Origin of the sequence: Pseudomonas brassicacearum subsp. brassicacearum (assembly GCF_008801605.1) — a bacterium.
GTDB lineage: Bacteria > Pseudomonadota > Gammaproteobacteria > Pseudomonadales > Pseudomonadaceae > Aquipseudomonas > Aquipseudomonas brassicacearum.
On record NZ_VZPJ01000002.1, the window covers coordinates 336763 to 350783 of the forward strand.

General features: G+C 62.7%; 14 protein-coding genes. 3 read left to right on the forward strand and 11 right to left on the reverse strand.

Annotated elements, in window-relative coordinates; all coding sequences use genetic code 11:
• Window positions 1-8: 8 nt before the first annotated feature.
• From recG to exbB, 5 genes are all read right to left on the reverse strand, one after another.
• Window positions 9-2084, reverse strand: coding sequence for an ATP-dependent DNA helicase RecG (gene recG / locus F7R20_RS07240; protein WP_003206894.1), 2076 nt, complete (start codon window positions 2082-2084; stop codon window positions 9-11).
• Window positions 2085-2093: 9 nt separating this feature from the next.
• Complete coding sequence (locus F7R20_RS07245; protein WP_003206891.1) at window positions 2094-3014, reverse strand: hydrogen peroxide-inducible genes activator; 921 nt, start codon at window positions 3012-3014, stop codon at window positions 2094-2096.
• A gap of 321 nt (window positions 3015-3335) precedes the next feature.
• The gene (locus tag F7R20_RS07250; RefSeq protein WP_003206889.1) at window positions 3336-4091 is read right to left on the reverse strand and encodes an energy transducer TonB; all 756 of its coding nucleotides are present in this window, start codon (window positions 4089-4091) and stop codon (window positions 3336-3338) included.
• A complete protein-coding gene (exbD, locus tag F7R20_RS07255) occupies window positions 4088-4516 on the reverse strand; it encodes a TonB system transport protein ExbD (RefSeq protein WP_003206888.1) in 429 nt (142 codons plus the stop codon). Before exbD ends, F7R20_RS07250 begins: the two co-directional genes overlap by 4 nt.
• A gap of 6 nt (window positions 4517-4522) precedes the next feature.
• Entirely contained in the window at window positions 4523-5494 is a 972-nt protein-coding gene (exbB, locus tag F7R20_RS07260; protein WP_003206886.1) for a tonB-system energizer ExbB, read from the reverse strand.
• 188 nt (window positions 5495-5682) lie between these two features.
• On the opposite strand from exbB, the gene F7R20_RS07265 reads away from it, so the two are divergent.
• Together F7R20_RS07265 and F7R20_RS07275 are read left to right on the forward strand one after the other, a co-directional pair.
• Window positions 5683-6540, forward strand: coding sequence for an SDR family oxidoreductase (locus F7R20_RS07265; RefSeq protein ID WP_003206884.1), 858 nt, complete (start codon window positions 5683-5685; stop codon window positions 6538-6540).
• A 233-nt stretch (window positions 6541-6773) separates the two neighbouring features.
• Entirely contained in the window at window positions 6774-7673 is a 900-nt protein-coding gene (locus F7R20_RS07275; RefSeq protein ID WP_003206882.1) for a DMT family transporter, read from the forward strand.
• A 51-nt stretch (window positions 7674-7724) separates the two neighbouring features.
• On the opposite strand, the gene F7R20_RS07280 is transcribed toward F7R20_RS07275, so the two are convergent.
• The 6 genes from F7R20_RS07280 to F7R20_RS07305 all read right to left on the reverse strand — a co-directional run bounded on the left by F7R20_RS07280 (window position 7725) and on the right by F7R20_RS07305 (window position 13018).
• Window positions 7725-8465 (reverse strand): hypothetical protein, encoded by a 741-nt coding sequence (locus tag F7R20_RS07280; protein ID WP_003206881.1) that lies wholly within the window; start codon window positions 8463-8465, stop codon window positions 7725-7727.
• A 56-nt stretch (window positions 8466-8521) separates the two neighbouring features.
• Window positions 8522-8902 carry a RidA family protein gene (locus tag F7R20_RS07285; protein WP_003206880.1) on the reverse strand — a complete coding sequence of 127 codons (381 nt, stop codon included), beginning with the start codon at window positions 8900-8902 and terminating at the stop codon, window positions 8522-8524.
• Between the two features lie 24 nt (window positions 8903-8926).
• Window positions 8927-11032, reverse strand: a complete 2106-nt coding sequence (gene spoT / locus F7R20_RS07290) for a bifunctional GTP diphosphokinase/guanosine-3',5'-bis pyrophosphate 3'-pyrophosphohydrolase (protein ID WP_003206879.1) — start codon at window positions 11030-11032, stop codon at window positions 8927-8929.
• Between the two features lie 60 nt (window positions 11033-11092).
• Window positions 11093-11356, reverse strand: a complete 264-nt coding sequence (rpoZ, locus tag F7R20_RS07295) for a DNA-directed RNA polymerase subunit omega (RefSeq protein ID WP_003177259.1) — start codon at window positions 11354-11356, stop codon at window positions 11093-11095.
• A 167-nt stretch (window positions 11357-11523) separates the two neighbouring features.
• Complete coding sequence (gmk, locus tag F7R20_RS07300; protein WP_003206877.1) at window positions 11524-12144, reverse strand: guanylate kinase; 621 nt, start codon at window positions 12142-12144, stop codon at window positions 11524-11526.
• A gap of 10 nt (window positions 12145-12154) precedes the next feature.
• Complete coding sequence (locus F7R20_RS07305; protein ID WP_003206875.1) at window positions 12155-13018, reverse strand: YicC/YloC family endoribonuclease; 864 nt, start codon at window positions 13016-13018, stop codon at window positions 12155-12157.
• Between the two features lie 273 nt (window positions 13019-13291).
• Between F7R20_RS07305 and rph the strand changes: the two genes are divergently transcribed.
• Window positions 13292-14014, forward strand: coding sequence for a ribonuclease PH (rph, locus tag F7R20_RS07310; protein WP_003177262.1), 723 nt, complete (start codon window positions 13292-13294; stop codon window positions 14012-14014).
• The last annotated feature ends 7 nt before the right edge of the window (window positions 14015-14021 follow it).

Here is a 14021-nt window from a genome sequence, read left to right on the forward strand (position 1 = left end):
GCGCGTGCTCACACTTGGCCGTATTGCTGCCCGTGACGCAGCCAGCGATCCAGCAGCGGGCTGACGTGGTCGGGCCAGCGTTCCAGCAGCGCCTGGGCGGCATCGCGTACGGCGGGAAGCAGGTCGGCGTCGCGCATCAGGTCGGCCACCTTGAATTGAAGCAGACCGGTCTGGCGCGTGCCGAGCATTTCACCGGGGCCGCGCAATTCGAGGTCTTTTTCGGCGATGACGAAACCGTCGTTGGTTTCGCGCATGATCCCCAGACGCTGGCGCCCGATCTGCGACAGCGGCGGGTGGTACAGCAGGACGCAATGGCTGGCGGCACTGCCCCGGCCGACGCGGCCGCGCAGTTGGTGCAGCTGCGCCAGGCCCAGCCGTTCGGGGTTTTCGATGATCATCAGGCTGGCATTGGGCACGTCGACGCCCACCTCGATCACCGTGGTCGCGACCAATAGCTGCAGGGCGCCGGCCTTGAACTCAGCCATGACGGCGGCTTTTTCGGCGGGTTTCATGCGGCCGTGGATCAGCCCGACCTTCAACTCGCCGAGTGCGGCAGTGAGGTCTTCATAGGTGGTTTCGGCCGCCTGGCAGGTCAATTCTTCCGACTCCTCGATCAAGGTGCACACCCAATAAGCCTGCCGCCCTTCGGCGCAGGCGCTGCGCACGCGCTCGATCACTTCCCCCCGTCGGGTGTCGGTGACCAGCACGGTATTGACCGGCGTACGGCCAGGGGGCAGTTCGTCGAGGATCGAGGTGTCGAGGTCGGCGTAGGCGCTCATCGCCAGGGTCCGCGGGATCGGCGTCGCGGTCATGATCAGTTGATGAGGGCACATCCGTCCGCCCACGCCTTTCTGCCGCAGGGCCAGGCGCTGTTGCACGCCGAAGCGGTGCTGTTCGTCGATGATCACCAGGGCCAGGTTCTTGAACTGCACTTCGTCCTGGAACAGCGCATGGGTGCCGACCACCATCGGCGCGCCTTCGGCGATCTGTGCCAGGGCGGTTGTGCGGTTCTTGCCCTTGAGCTTGCCGGCCAGCCAGGCGACTTCGATGCCCAACGGTTCGAGCCAGCGCTGGAAGGTGATGAAATGTTGTTCGGCCAGGATCTCGGTGGGCGCCATCAGCGCCACCTGATAACCGGCCTCCAAGGCCTGCAGCGCTGCCAGGGCTGCGACCACGGTCTTGCCAGCGCCGACATCGCCCTGGATCAGCCGCAGCATCGGCTCGGGCTGGCTCAGGTCGTAGGCGATTTCGTTGCCGACCCGTTGCTGGGCGCCCGTGGGGGTGAAACCGAGGTTGGCCAGGTAGCGGGCCGGCAGATCCCTGGCCTTGGGCATGGCCGGGGCGCGCAGGGAACGCAGGCTTTCGCGCAGGCGTTGCTGGGACAGTTGATGAGTCAGCAGTTCTTCGAACGCCAGGCGGTGCTGGGCCCAGTGATGGCCGAGGGCGAGTTCGTCGACGTCGGCATCGGCGGGCGGATGGTGCAGGTAGCGGATCGCATCGGCCAGGGGCGCCAGGTGGTAATCCCGGGCCAGTTCCGTGGGCAGCCAGTCGGGCAGGCTGCTGGGGCCGAGCAGGGTCAGGGTTTGCTGGCAGAGCTGGCGCAAGCGTTGTTGGGTCAGGCCTTCGGTGAGCGGATAGACCGGGGTCAGGGTTTCATCCACGGGCGGCGGTTCGTCGCCGGTGATGGCGCGGTATTCCGGATGATAGATCTCCAACCCCGAAGCCCCGGGTCGCGCCTCGCCGTAGCAGCGCACGCGGGTGCCGCGCTTGAGGCCTTCCTTTTGTGCATTGCTGAAATGGTAGAAGCGCAGGCTGAGCCCGCCGGTGCCGTCCTGCAAGCGCACCACCAGGCTGCGCCGACGGCCCATGACCACGTCGGCGCCGCTGACGGTGCCTTCGATCACCGCATCCTGCCCCGGGCGCAAATGGCCGATGGGCACCACGCGGGTGCGGTCCTGGTAACGCAGCGGCAGGTGGAACAGCACGTCCTGGAGGTTTTCCAGGCCGACCTTGGCCAGTTTCTCGGCCATGGCTTCACCGACACCCTTGAGTGTCGTGACCGGCACTTTCGACAGCTCAGTCATGGCCGTGGCTTACTTGCCAGCGGGCGGCTTGGCCACGGAGCACAGACGGATCGAGTCGGCGAGGATCTCGATGGCCTTGGGCCGCGGGAAACTGGCGCGCCAGGCGATGGCAACGGTGCGGAACGGCACGGGCGGCGTCAGTGGGCGGACTTCGATCACGCCGGGGGCGTAATGATGGCTGTCCACCGCCGACAGCGGCAGGATCGAAATGCCCAGGCCTGAGGCGACCATGTGGCGGATGGTTTCCAGGGAGCTGGACTCCACAGTGGTGTGCTTGGCGCCTTCGCTGCCCTTGGTCAGGGTCGGGCAGGCTTCGAGCACCTGGTCGCGGAAGCAGTGGCCTTCGCCAAGCAACAGCAGGCTCTTGTCGTTGAGCAGGGCGGCGTCGATGGTTTTTTTCTGGGTCCAGGGGTGCTGGGCCGGCATCAGGACGTAGAACGGTTCGTCGTAGAGCGGCAGGGTCAGGACGTCGGCTTCGTTGAACGGCAGGGCGATGATGATCGCGTCCAGCTCGCCGTTGCGCAGCTTGTCGCGCAGCACATGGGTGAAGTTTTCTTCGATGTACAGCGGCATCTGCGGGGCGACCCGGTGCAGTTGCGGAATCAGGTGCGGGAACAGGTACGGGCCAACGGTGTAGATCGCGCCGACTTTCAGCGGGGCGGTCAGCTGGTTCTTGCCGGCCTGGGCCAGTTCGCGAATGCCCTGGGCCTGCTCCAGGACCTTTTGCGCCTGGGCCACGATGCCTTCGCCTACGGGAGTCAGGCGCACGGCGCTTTTGCTGCGCTCGAAAATCAGCACACCGAGTTCGTCTTCAAGCTTTTTCACGCCCACCGAGAGCGTCGGCTGGCTGACGTGGCAACGCTCGGCCGCATGGCCGAAATGCTGCTCTTGGGCGAGGGTCACGATGTAGCGTAATTCTGTGAGGGTCATGGCGAGCGTCCGTGAAGTTGCGAGCCAAGCATACCGGCTGCAATCGATAGACGCACGTTATCAGACTGGGGGTGCGGTGTGACACTGTCCAATGTCTGTGTGGCCAGGGATTTATTCAAGAATGTGGAATTGTCTGTGGGAGCAAGGCCTGCCCGCGATGAAGTTAACGCGGTGTTCGCTGGAACCGAGGTGCCTGTATCGCGAGCAAGCTTTGCTCCCACAGATGCCCTGGCTCCACAGATGGCTTTGCTCCCAATGCCCTGCACTCCAAACCGCTTACCAGGAACAGCAAGCCCCTGTTGCAGGGGCTGGTAATTGAGGTCAGCGCCGGCGCTTGTCGATGGAGTACACAAACGGTGCCGTCAGTTCGATGGTGCCGTTGGTCAGCAGCTCGGCCGGCGGCTTGGGCAGCGGTTGGGCTTTGCGGATCATTTCCAGGGTGGCCCGGTCCAGGGAGTCCGTGCCGGAGCTGCCCACCAGTTCGAACGACAACACGTTACCTTCGGCATCTACCACGAAGCGCAGGCGGTTGGTGCCTTCCTTGTTCATCTGCCGGGCCCTGAGCGGGTACTCCTTGTACTTGCCCAGGTGCGCCAACAGCGTGCCCTGCCAATTGGCCTTGGCAGCCGATTGCGCAGGCGACGGGCCAGGCGCCGGTTGCGCGGACTTCTCGGCGACTGACTGGGTTGGCGGGGTGTCGCTGGGCTTCTGCTCCGACGGCTGTTCCTTCGGCGGCTCGGGCTTTTTCTCCACCGGTTTGGGCTTGGGCGGTTGCGGCTTTGGCTTGGGCTTGACCGGCTTGGGCACGGAAATCTCCGGCTTCGGCGCTTCGGCAAGCTTGGGCAGCGGCAGTTCTTCGACCGGCTCGGGAGGTTGCGGCGGTGTGACGACTTTGGGCGGTGCCGGTGGCGGTGGGGCGGGTACCGGCGCCAGCTCGACCATCATTGCCTGGGGAGGCAATTCGATGGGCGCGCGTGATGTCCAGTTCAGCGCCAGGGCGATGGCGAGCGCATGCACGCCCAGCACCACTGCCAGGCTACCGCTGTAACGCGTCAGCTTTTGGCGCGTCGTGATCATTTCTTGGGCGCCGTCTCGAGTCCGACCAGACCGACCTTCAGGTAGCCGGCGCCTCGCAGTGCGTCCATCACGCTCATCAGGTCGCCGTAGTCCACGCCTTTGTCGGCCTGGAAGAAGATCGTCGTGTCTTTCTTGCCCTGGGTCTTGGCGTCGAGGGTCGCGCCGAGGGTTTCGGCCTTGACCTCGTCTTCACCCAGGAACAGGCGCTGGTCGGCCTTGACGCTGAGGAACACCGGTTTCTCCGGCCGTGGCGAGGGCTTGGCCGTCGACGCCGGCAGGTCAACCTTGATGTCCACGGTGGCGAGCGGGGCGGCCACCATGAAGATGATCAACAGCACCAGCATCACGTCGATGAACGGCGTGACGTTGATTTCGTGGTTCTCGGCCAGATCGTCGTCTGCGCCTTCTTTCAAATGCAGGCCCATGGCCGATTACCCCACTTTCACCATGTGCGGTTGCGAGCCACGCTCGGGCGGCAGGTGGTCGAGGTCGCGGCTGACCAGCAGCAGGACTTCGGCCGAAGCGTCGGAGACCTGGGCCTTGTAGCCGGCAATGGAACGGGCGAAGACGTTGTAGATCACCACGGCCGGGATTGCCGCGACCAGGCCCAAGGCCGTTGCCAGCAAGGCTTCGGCGATGCCGGGTGCGACGACGGCGAGGTTGGTGGTCTGGGTCTTGGCGATGCCGATGAAGCTGTTCATGATGCCCCACACTGTGCCGAACAGGCCGACGAACGGCGCGGTAGAGCCGATGGTGGCGAGCACGCCGGTGCCGCTGCTCATATTGCGACCACAGGCGGCGACCAGGCGCTCGAGACGGAAGCTCACGCGTTCCTTGATGCCTTCTTTCTCGCGGCTGTTGGCCGACAGGCGCATCTCTTCGAGTGCGTCATGCACCAGCAGGTTGGCAAGAGTGCCTGCCTTCGCGGCAGTGACGCTGGCTTCCTTGAGGGTGGTGGCTTTTTTCAGGGCGGCGATTTCACCGCGCAAGCGACGCTTGGCACCCAGCAGCTCGAAGCCTTTGGCAATCCAGATGGTCCAGGTGATGATCGAGGCGATGGCCAGGCCGATCATCACGATTTTCACGATGATGTCGGCGTTCTTGTACATGCCCCATGGCGACAGGTCGTGGGCCATGCCCAGGGAGTTGTCGGCTTCGAGCATTTGAGGTGCGTCGGCTTCGACGGCTTGGGCCGGCTCGGTGGCGACAGGCGTGGCAACGGGAGCGGCCGGGTCGGCCGGTGCCTGGGCAGCAGCTGGTACGGTGGCCGGGGTCGTGGCGGGCGTCTGTGCATCGGCGAATGCGGCGGCCGGTGCCAGCAGCAGGCTGAACAGCAGGGCGGCTACCGTGCTCCAGGCACGAGGTCGATTGGTTGGCGAAGCGGGGGATAGAGAGCGTTTCATGCTGGCCGGACCTGAGAGGAAAAAGAAGGTTGATGTTCTTCCAGGCCTCGTGGGCCGAGAACAAAAGTGGTGGGCATTATTGCAATTAATTCTTGTTAACAAAAGTAATACAGTTACTTTTTTTGTCGCATGGCTAGCCGCTCGTCCCCTGCGAAGGCTAGTCTGCGGCTTTGCCAGAGGAGTTCTTGATGTCCGCGCCTTCTGTTTTGATCGCCGGCTGCGGTGATATCGGCGGCCGCCTGGCCAGCCAGTTAGTGGCCGAGCATTGGCAAGTCCATGGCCTGCGGCGCACGGTTTCGAAGCTGCCAGCGGGCGTCATCGGGGTGGCGGGGGATTTGTTCAGCGAGCAATGCCCCGCCGACTGGCCCACCGGGTCACTGGATTACCTGGTGTACAGCGCCGCGGCCACCGACCATGACGAAGCGGGTTATCGCACGGCTTATGTCGAAGGATTGCAGAATGTGTTGAGCTGGTTGAAGCAGCATGGGCAGCGGCCCAAGCGTCTGCTGTTTGTGTCCAGCAGCAGCGTTTATGGGCAACAGCAGGGCGAATGGGTGGATGAAACGTCGCCAACCGTGGCCGGCGGGTATTCCGGTCGGCTGATGCTCGAAGCCGAGCAAGTGGCCTTGGACAGTGGCATCCCGGCCAGCCGCGTGCGCCTGACCGGCATCTATGGGCCGGGTCGGGAATGGTTGTTGAGTCAGGTGCGCCAAGGCTATCGCGTCGTGATCGACCCACCGCTCTACGCCAATCGCATCCACGCCGACGATGCCGCCGGCTTGCTGGCGTTCCTGCTGGAGGCTGATCGCCAGGGCCAGGTGCTGGACGATTGCTACATCGGCGTCGACGACGCCCCTGCGCCGCTGGCCGAGGTGGTGGGCTGGTTGCGTGAATACATGGGCGTCACCCAGTGGTCCGAAGACGCCAGTGTGCGTCGCGCCGGCAGCAAGCGCTGCAGCAATGCCCGGGCGAAGGCCTTGGGCTGGGCGCCGCGTTATCCGAGTTTTCGCGAGGGGTATGCGGCGATTCTGGAAGGGCGCTGCTGACACGGGTCCGCTCGGCGTGTGCTCGATGATGTCGTTCGGCGCCAAGGGCTAGTCCTTGGGTTCTTACCTTCCAGGTCTTGACTTGGTTCATCGAGCTCGCCGAGCATTATCCGTTGCTTGCCGAAGCCAAGAGTTATCTGCAGGCCACCCGCAACCGTTTCAGTCATCTTTTGCGTCGTCGATGTGGGCCAACATCCCGTCGAATGACCTAACAGCGACAAGGACCGTCATCAATGCAAGCCAGTTTCAGCAAAGGCGTTATCTTTGCACTCTCCGCCGCCGCACTTAACGCCACGATAGGCGTGCTCAGCAAAGTGCTCATGAGCAATGGTTTCACCGCCAGCAGTGTCGCCGTCATAAAGACTGTCCTGGGTTGTCTGCTGCTCTCGGCCTTGCTGCTGTTTATCAAGCGTCCGGCGACGACGGCCAAATGGACCCAGGCGGCGATCTGCGCGTTTCTCGGTATCTTTGTGCTGTTCCACTTCGAAACGGCTGCCTATCGGCATTACGCTGCGGCGGGTGTGGTGGTGATGCTGATGGCCAGTGCTTCCATTTCCTCGATTGTGCTCGGACGCATCATCCTCAAGGATGCGATCACCGCGAACGCCACTGTGGGTGCCGCCTTGGCGATCGCCGGAATCGCGGTGATCTTTGGCGCCGATCTACAGCAAGGCTTCACGCTCCAAGGCGTTGCACTCGCGTCCATGGCGGGCTGCGGCTATGGGGCGTTTTCGGTGGCCATGAAACGGATGGGCGTGTCCGGTGGGCTGCACTTCACTCGTCAGTTGCTGTTCTTCGGCAGCCTGTACTTGCTGATGCCGGCTTCTGCCGACGGCTTCGTGATCGGTGAGCTGTCGCCCTGGGCGATTGCCGCACTGCTGGCGCTGGCCGCGCTGCCGACCATCCTCGGTTTTTTTTGCACCACCAAGGCAATCGAGTACCTCAAGCCATCCCAGGTGCAAGCCTTGGAGCTGACCGAGCCGCTGTTCGCCGCACTGCTGGCATTTGTTGTGCTCAATGAAGTTCCGCGCGAAAGCCTGTACCCGGGCGCACTACTGATCATCCTTGGGCTGTGTTTCTCCAATGAGCTGATCCGCCTGGGTAGAAAAAAGCCTGTCCCGTCTCGCGCGTGAACCTTTGCCGGGAGAGGGCGCTCGTATAGTTATTTCAAAGCGCCCTATCCTTTACTGCTTTTCCAGCAACCATCGCCGGGTGCCCGGCGTGAACGAAGGCATTTCATCGGCCAGCGCGGCGTTGACGGTCTGGAAGATCTCCAGCTTCTTGCCGTCGCGGGCAAAGATCCAGGTGTTGCCCTGGCCGTTCTGTTGCAGCCAGATGTTGTCGTTGCCACCGCTCATGGAGGCGCAATCGCCGGCCAGACACAAGGCGTAGCGATCGGCACCCGGCAGGCCGCTGACCTGGCCGTCGGGCTGGAACTGCACGGTGGCGCCCTGGCCGGGGCCGCTGGCGATGTTCCAGGTGCCGCCCAGGTAGGCGGCATACAGCGCACGCTCGAAACTGGCACCGATGGGCGCGCCTTCCGGTACCTGGACTTGTGCGCGATCGAACACCTGCTGCGGTTCGTTCTCGGTGGCGGCCTGGCTCAACTGGTCGCCATCGCGCTTGAGTTCGCTGGCGGAGCTGCCGTAGAAATCGACTTTCCAGGCGCCGTCTTCTTCGCCCAGCAATTTGCCTTCGACGTTTTCAAAACCGTTGGTGTAGCGCGCCTGACCGGCCCGGGTGTTGACGTCCCATTCCAGGTTCGGGCCATAGCCCTGCAGCGCTTCGCGAAGCGGGCCGCCCTTGGCGGCAGCGTCGATGGCTGCCTGGTTGATCCAGGTGCCGCTGATGTCACGGTCGGCAGGGTCGCTGGCGCAGCCGCCCAGAAGCAGGGCTGCCAGCGAGAGAGCAAGCGCTTTGCGCATGGTGGAATCCTTTCAAGACGAAAACGGCGCAGCGGGGGAGGCTGCGCCGGCCTTATTTACTCGATGACCAGGATGGCATCCATCTCAACCTGAGCGCCCTTGGGCAGGGCGGCCACGCCGATGGCGGCGCGGGCAGGGTAAGGCTGGTCGAAGTACTTGCCCATCACCTCGTTGACCTTGGCGAAATGGCTCAGGTCGGTGAGGAAGATGTTCAGCTTGACGATGTCCTTGAACGAACCACCGGCGGCCTCGGCCACGGCCTTGAGGTTTTCGAACACCTGCACGGTCTGGGCTTCGAAGCCTTCCACCAGTTCCATGGTTTTCGGGTCCAGTGGAATCTGGCCCGACATGTACACGGTGTTGCCGGCCTTGATCGCCTGGGAATAAGTACCGATGGCGGCGGGGGCCTTGTCGCTGGTGATAACGGTCTTGGTCATGAATGACTCCTGATAACGAATGGGCTACGCGCGCATCCGGGTGATGCGGATAACGCCGGTCAGGGCGCGCAGTTTCTTGATCACGCGGGCCAGGTGCACACGGTCGTGCACGCTAACCACCAATTGAACGACGCTGATGCGGCCATCGCGTTCGTCCATGCTGATTTTTTCGATATTGCCGTCGGCGGCATTGACGCTGCTGGCCAGCAGGGCGATCAGGCCGCGCTGGTGTTCCAGCTCGACCCGCAGCTCGACGTTGAATTCGCCGGTGACATCCTTGGCCCAGGAGAGCTGGATGCATTTTTCCGGGTTATGACGGATTTCGCTGATGTTGCGGCAGTTGTCCAGGTGCACGACCATCCCTTTGCCGGCGGACAAGTGGCCGACAATCGGGTCGCCCGGAATCGGCGTACAACACTTGGCATAACTGAGCACCAGGCCCTCGGTGCCGCGAATCGCCAGCGGGCCTTCGGGGCTTGGCAACTGTTCGCCTTCGCCGAGCAGGCGACGGGCAACGACGTAGGCCATGCGATTGCCCAGGCCGATGTCTTCGAGCAGGTCTTCGATCAATTCGAGACGGTATTCGTGGAGCATCAGTTGCACGCGCTCGACCGGGATCTTGTCGAGCGAGCTGTCGAAACCGTTCAGCACCTTGTTCAGCAGGCGTTCGCCGAGGCTGATGGATTCGGAGCGACGTTGCAGTTTGAGGGCGTGACGGATATGGGTGCGGGCCTTGCCGGTGACCACGAAATTGAGCCACGCCGGGTTGGGTCGTGCGCCGGGGGCGCTGACGATTTCCACCGTGGAACCGCTTTGCAGCGGTTCGGACAACGGCGCCAGGCGGCGGTTGATCCGGCACGCGATGCAACTGTTGCCGACGTCGGTGTGCACCGCATAGGCAAAGTCCACGGCCGTGGAGCCTTTGGGCAGCTCCATGATCCGGCCCTTGGGCGTGAAGACGTAGACCTCATCCGGGAACAGGTCGATCTTCACGCTCTCGATGAATTCCAGGGAGTTGCCGGCGCGCTGCTGCATTTCCAGCACCCCCTTGACCCATTGCCGGGCGCGGGCGTGAGTGCTCTTGGGTTGTTCGTCACCGCTGGATTTGTACAGCCAATGGGCGGCGATGCCGTTGTTGGCCATTTCTTCCATTTCGCGGGTGCGGATCTGGATTTCGATGGGTACGCCGTGCATGCCGAACAGCGTGGTGTGCAGCGACTGATAGCCGTTGGCCTTGGGGATCGCGATGTAATCCTTGAAGCGCCCCGGCAACGGTTTGTACAAATTATGTACAGCGCCCAGCACGCGGTAGCAGGTATCGACCTTGTCGACGATGATCCGGAACGCGTAGACGTCCATGATCTCGTTGAAGGCCCGACGCTTGCCGCGCATTTTCTTGTAGATGCCGTAGAGGTGTTTCTGCCGCCCGCTGACTTCGCCTTCGATGCCGTCGATGGCCAGGCAGTGGCTCAGCGACTCTTCGATCTTGTTGACGATTTCCTTGCGGTTGCCCCGGGCGCGCTTGACGGCCTGGTTTATCCGCGCCGAACGCATCGGGTGCATGGCCTTGAAGCCGAGGTCTTCGAACTCGATGCGGATCGCGTGCATGCCCAGGCGATTGGCGATGGGGGCGTAGATTTCCAGGGTTTCCTTGGCGATGCGCCGGCGTTTTTCGCCGGACAGCACTTCCAGGGTGCGCATGTTGTGCAGGCGGTCGGCGAGCTTGACCAGGATCACGCGAATGTCGCGGGCCATGGCCATGGCCATTTTCTGGAAGTTTTCGGCCTGGGCCTCGGCCTTGGTCTCGAAGTTCATCTGGGTCAGCTTGCTGACCCCGTCGACCAGTTCGGCCACGGTTTCGCCGAACTGCGCCTGCAGCGCTTCCTTGGCAATGCCGGTGTCTTCGATCACGTCATGCAGCATCGCCGCCATCAGGCTCTGATGGTCCATGTGCATGTCGGCAAGAATATTCGCCACCGCAAGAGGATGCGTGACGTACGCCTCGCCGCTGCGGCGGCGCTGGCCGTCGTGGGCTTGTTCGGCGTAGAAATAGGCTCGGCGGACCAGATTGACCTGGTCCGTGCCGAGGTAGGCCGATAAGCGATCGGCGAGGGCGTCTATGCTCGGCATGATGATGACTCCTGCCGTTTGCTGTGACCCCGCGCCGTGCTACGTCGACCAGGCATAGGCTTAGACCGCCTCGTTGGACTCGTCCTCGAACGCTGCGAACAGCGGTTCGTCTTCGACGATTTCAGCGTTGGCGATGAACTCGTAGCTCATCAGGCCTTCGGCGATTTCACGCAGCGCTACTACGGTAGGCTTGTCGTTTTCCCACTGGACCAACGGCTCTTTGCCACCGGTGGCCAGTTGACGGGCACGCTTGGTAGAGAGCATGACCAGCTCAAAGCGGTTTTCCACGTGTTCTAGGCAGTCTTCAACGGTTACGCGGGCCATGGTATTCCTCGGAGCGAATGCAATATGCGCGCTGCCCGGTTGGGCGAGCGGACTCGACAGTTTAAAAAAACACCAGCGTTTAGGGAAGCGCTGATTTTTTAACCAAACCCCTCGGCGCGCTGCGACTACCAATGTAAAGCCGTCGCAGCGGTTTTGGGAAGGGCTGTTCAGCCCAACAATTCGGCTAATAATTTGCCGAAACGTTGCTGTTGGCGTTTCTGCTGCAGCTGGCTGGCGCGGAAAATCGCCTTCAGGTCGTCCAGCGCGTGGGCGAAATCGTCGTTGATGATCAGATAATCATAGTCGACGTAGTGACTCATCTCGCTGACCGCTTCGCGCATCCGGCCCTCGATGATGTCGTCGCTGTCCTGGCCACGGTTGGTCAGGCGCTGGCGCAAGGCTTGCTGGCTTGGCGGCAGGATGAAGATCGACCGGGCCTGGGGCATCAGCTTGCGCACCTGCTCGGCGCCTTGCCAGTCGATTTCCAGGATCAGGTCGTGACCTTCGTCCAGGGTCTGCTGCAAGTAGCTTTGCGAAGTGCCATAAAGGTTGCCGAAAACTTCGGCGCGCTCCAGGAAGTCGCCGTGCTCGGCCATCTTCACGAACTCTTCGCGGTCGACGAAGTGATAGTTCACACCATTCACTTCGCCCGGGCGCATGGCGCGGGTGGTGTGCGAGACCGAGACGCGGATCTGCGGTTCGGCGTCGATCAGTGCCTTGACCAGGCTGGTCTTGCCGGCGCCCGAGGGCGCGGAAATGATGTAGAGGGTGCCGGTGCTGTGGGTCATGTCGTTAGCCTTACTCAATGTTCTGCACTTGTTCGCGCATTTGTTCGATCAACACCTTGAGGTTGACCGCCGCCTGGGTGCTGCGCGGGTCGAAGGCTTTGGAGCCCAGTGTATTGGCTTCGCGGTTGAGCTCCTGCATCAGGAAGTCGAGGCGGCGACCGGCCGCACCGCCGGACTTGAGCACCCGGCGAACTTCGATGATGTGGGTGCTCAGGCGATCCAGTTCTTCGGCCACGTCGCTCTTTTGCGCGAGCATGACCATTTCCTGTTCCAGGCGTTGCGGGTCCAGCTCGGCCTTCATGTCGGTGAAACGGTCGAGGACTTTCTGGCGCTGGGTGGCGAGCATCTGCGGGACCAGTTCGCGCAGGGTGCTGACGTCTTCTTCAATGGAGGTCAGGCGCTCGTTGATCAGCCGGGCCAACTCCGCGCCTTCGCGCTCGCGGCCGGCCTTGAGTTCCTTGAGGCCTTCATTGAACAGTGCCATCGCCTCGGCGTTCAGCGCCTGTGGGTCGCTCGCATCGCCCACCAGCACGCCGGGCCAAGCCAGGACTTCCAGTGGATTCAGGGCAGCAGGGTTCTTGATCAGGCTGGCGACGGTTTCGGCGGCGGCGACCAGTTGCGCGGCGCGCTCGCGGTCCACTTGCAAGGCTTTGCCAGTGCTTTCTTCAGTGAAGCGCAGGGTGCATTCCAGCTTGCCCCGGGACAGGCCCTGGCGCAGTGCCTCGCGTACACCCCCTTCCAGGTCGCGGAAAGACTCGGGCAGGCGCAGGTGCGGCTCCAGGTAGCGGCTGTTGACCGAGCGCAGTTCCCAGCTCAGCGTGCCTTGGGCCCCGGCTTTTTCGACGCGGGCGAAGGCGGTCATGCTGTGCACCATGGAGGTTCCTCGCAATGCAGGCCGGCACGACGGTGGTCGTGGGCCTGGAGTCTGTAAATTAAAAGCCCAAGGGCAGCAAAGGCGCAGGATTGTAGCGCAGTGAGGCGTATGCCCCAACCGCGCTTGCGACAAAGCGTGGCAGCCCGTCGGGCGGACCTCTGCGCGGCTTCGCTCGCGCCGGCTTTTTAGAGCCGCGCGACGTTTAACTGCCCTATGACGATTCACGGCTCTATAATGCTCGGCAGTTTTCCGTCCTCCGTACAGGTATTCCCTATGAAACGTCCAAGTGGTCGCGCTGCCGATCAGCTTCGCTCGATCCGCATTACCCGCAACTACACCAAACACGCCGAGGGATCTGTACTGGTCGAATTCGGTGATACCAAGGTCATCTGCACCGTCAGTGTCGAAAACGGCGTGCCACGGTTCCTCAAGGGTCAGGGCCAGGGTTGGTTGACGGCCGAATACGGCATGCTGCCGCGCGCCACCGGTGAGCGGAACCAGCGCGAGGCCAGCCGTGGCAAGCAGGGCGGCCGTACCCTGGAAATCCAACGCTTGATCGGCCGTTCGCTGCGTGCTGCTCTGGACATGTCCAAGTTGGGCGACGTGACACTGTATGTCGATTGCGACGTGATCCAGGCCGACGGCGGCACGCGTACAGCCTCCATCACTGGGGCCATGGTCGCCCTGGTCGATGCCTTGAAAGTGATCAAGAAGCGCGGTGGCCTCAAGGGTGGCGACCCGCTCAAGCAAATGATCGCTGCTGTGTCCGTGGGCATGTACCAGGGCGAGCCGGTACTGGACCTGGATTACCTGGAAGACTCCGCCGCCGAGACTGACCTGAACGTGGTCATGACCAGTGCTGGCGGTTTCATCGAAGTCCAGGGCACTGCCGAGGGCGCGCCGTTCCAGCCGGAAGAATTGAACGCTATGCTGGAGTTGGCGAAGAAAGGCATGAACGAAATCTTCGAACTGCAAAAGGCCGCCTTGGCTGACTGATCGATTC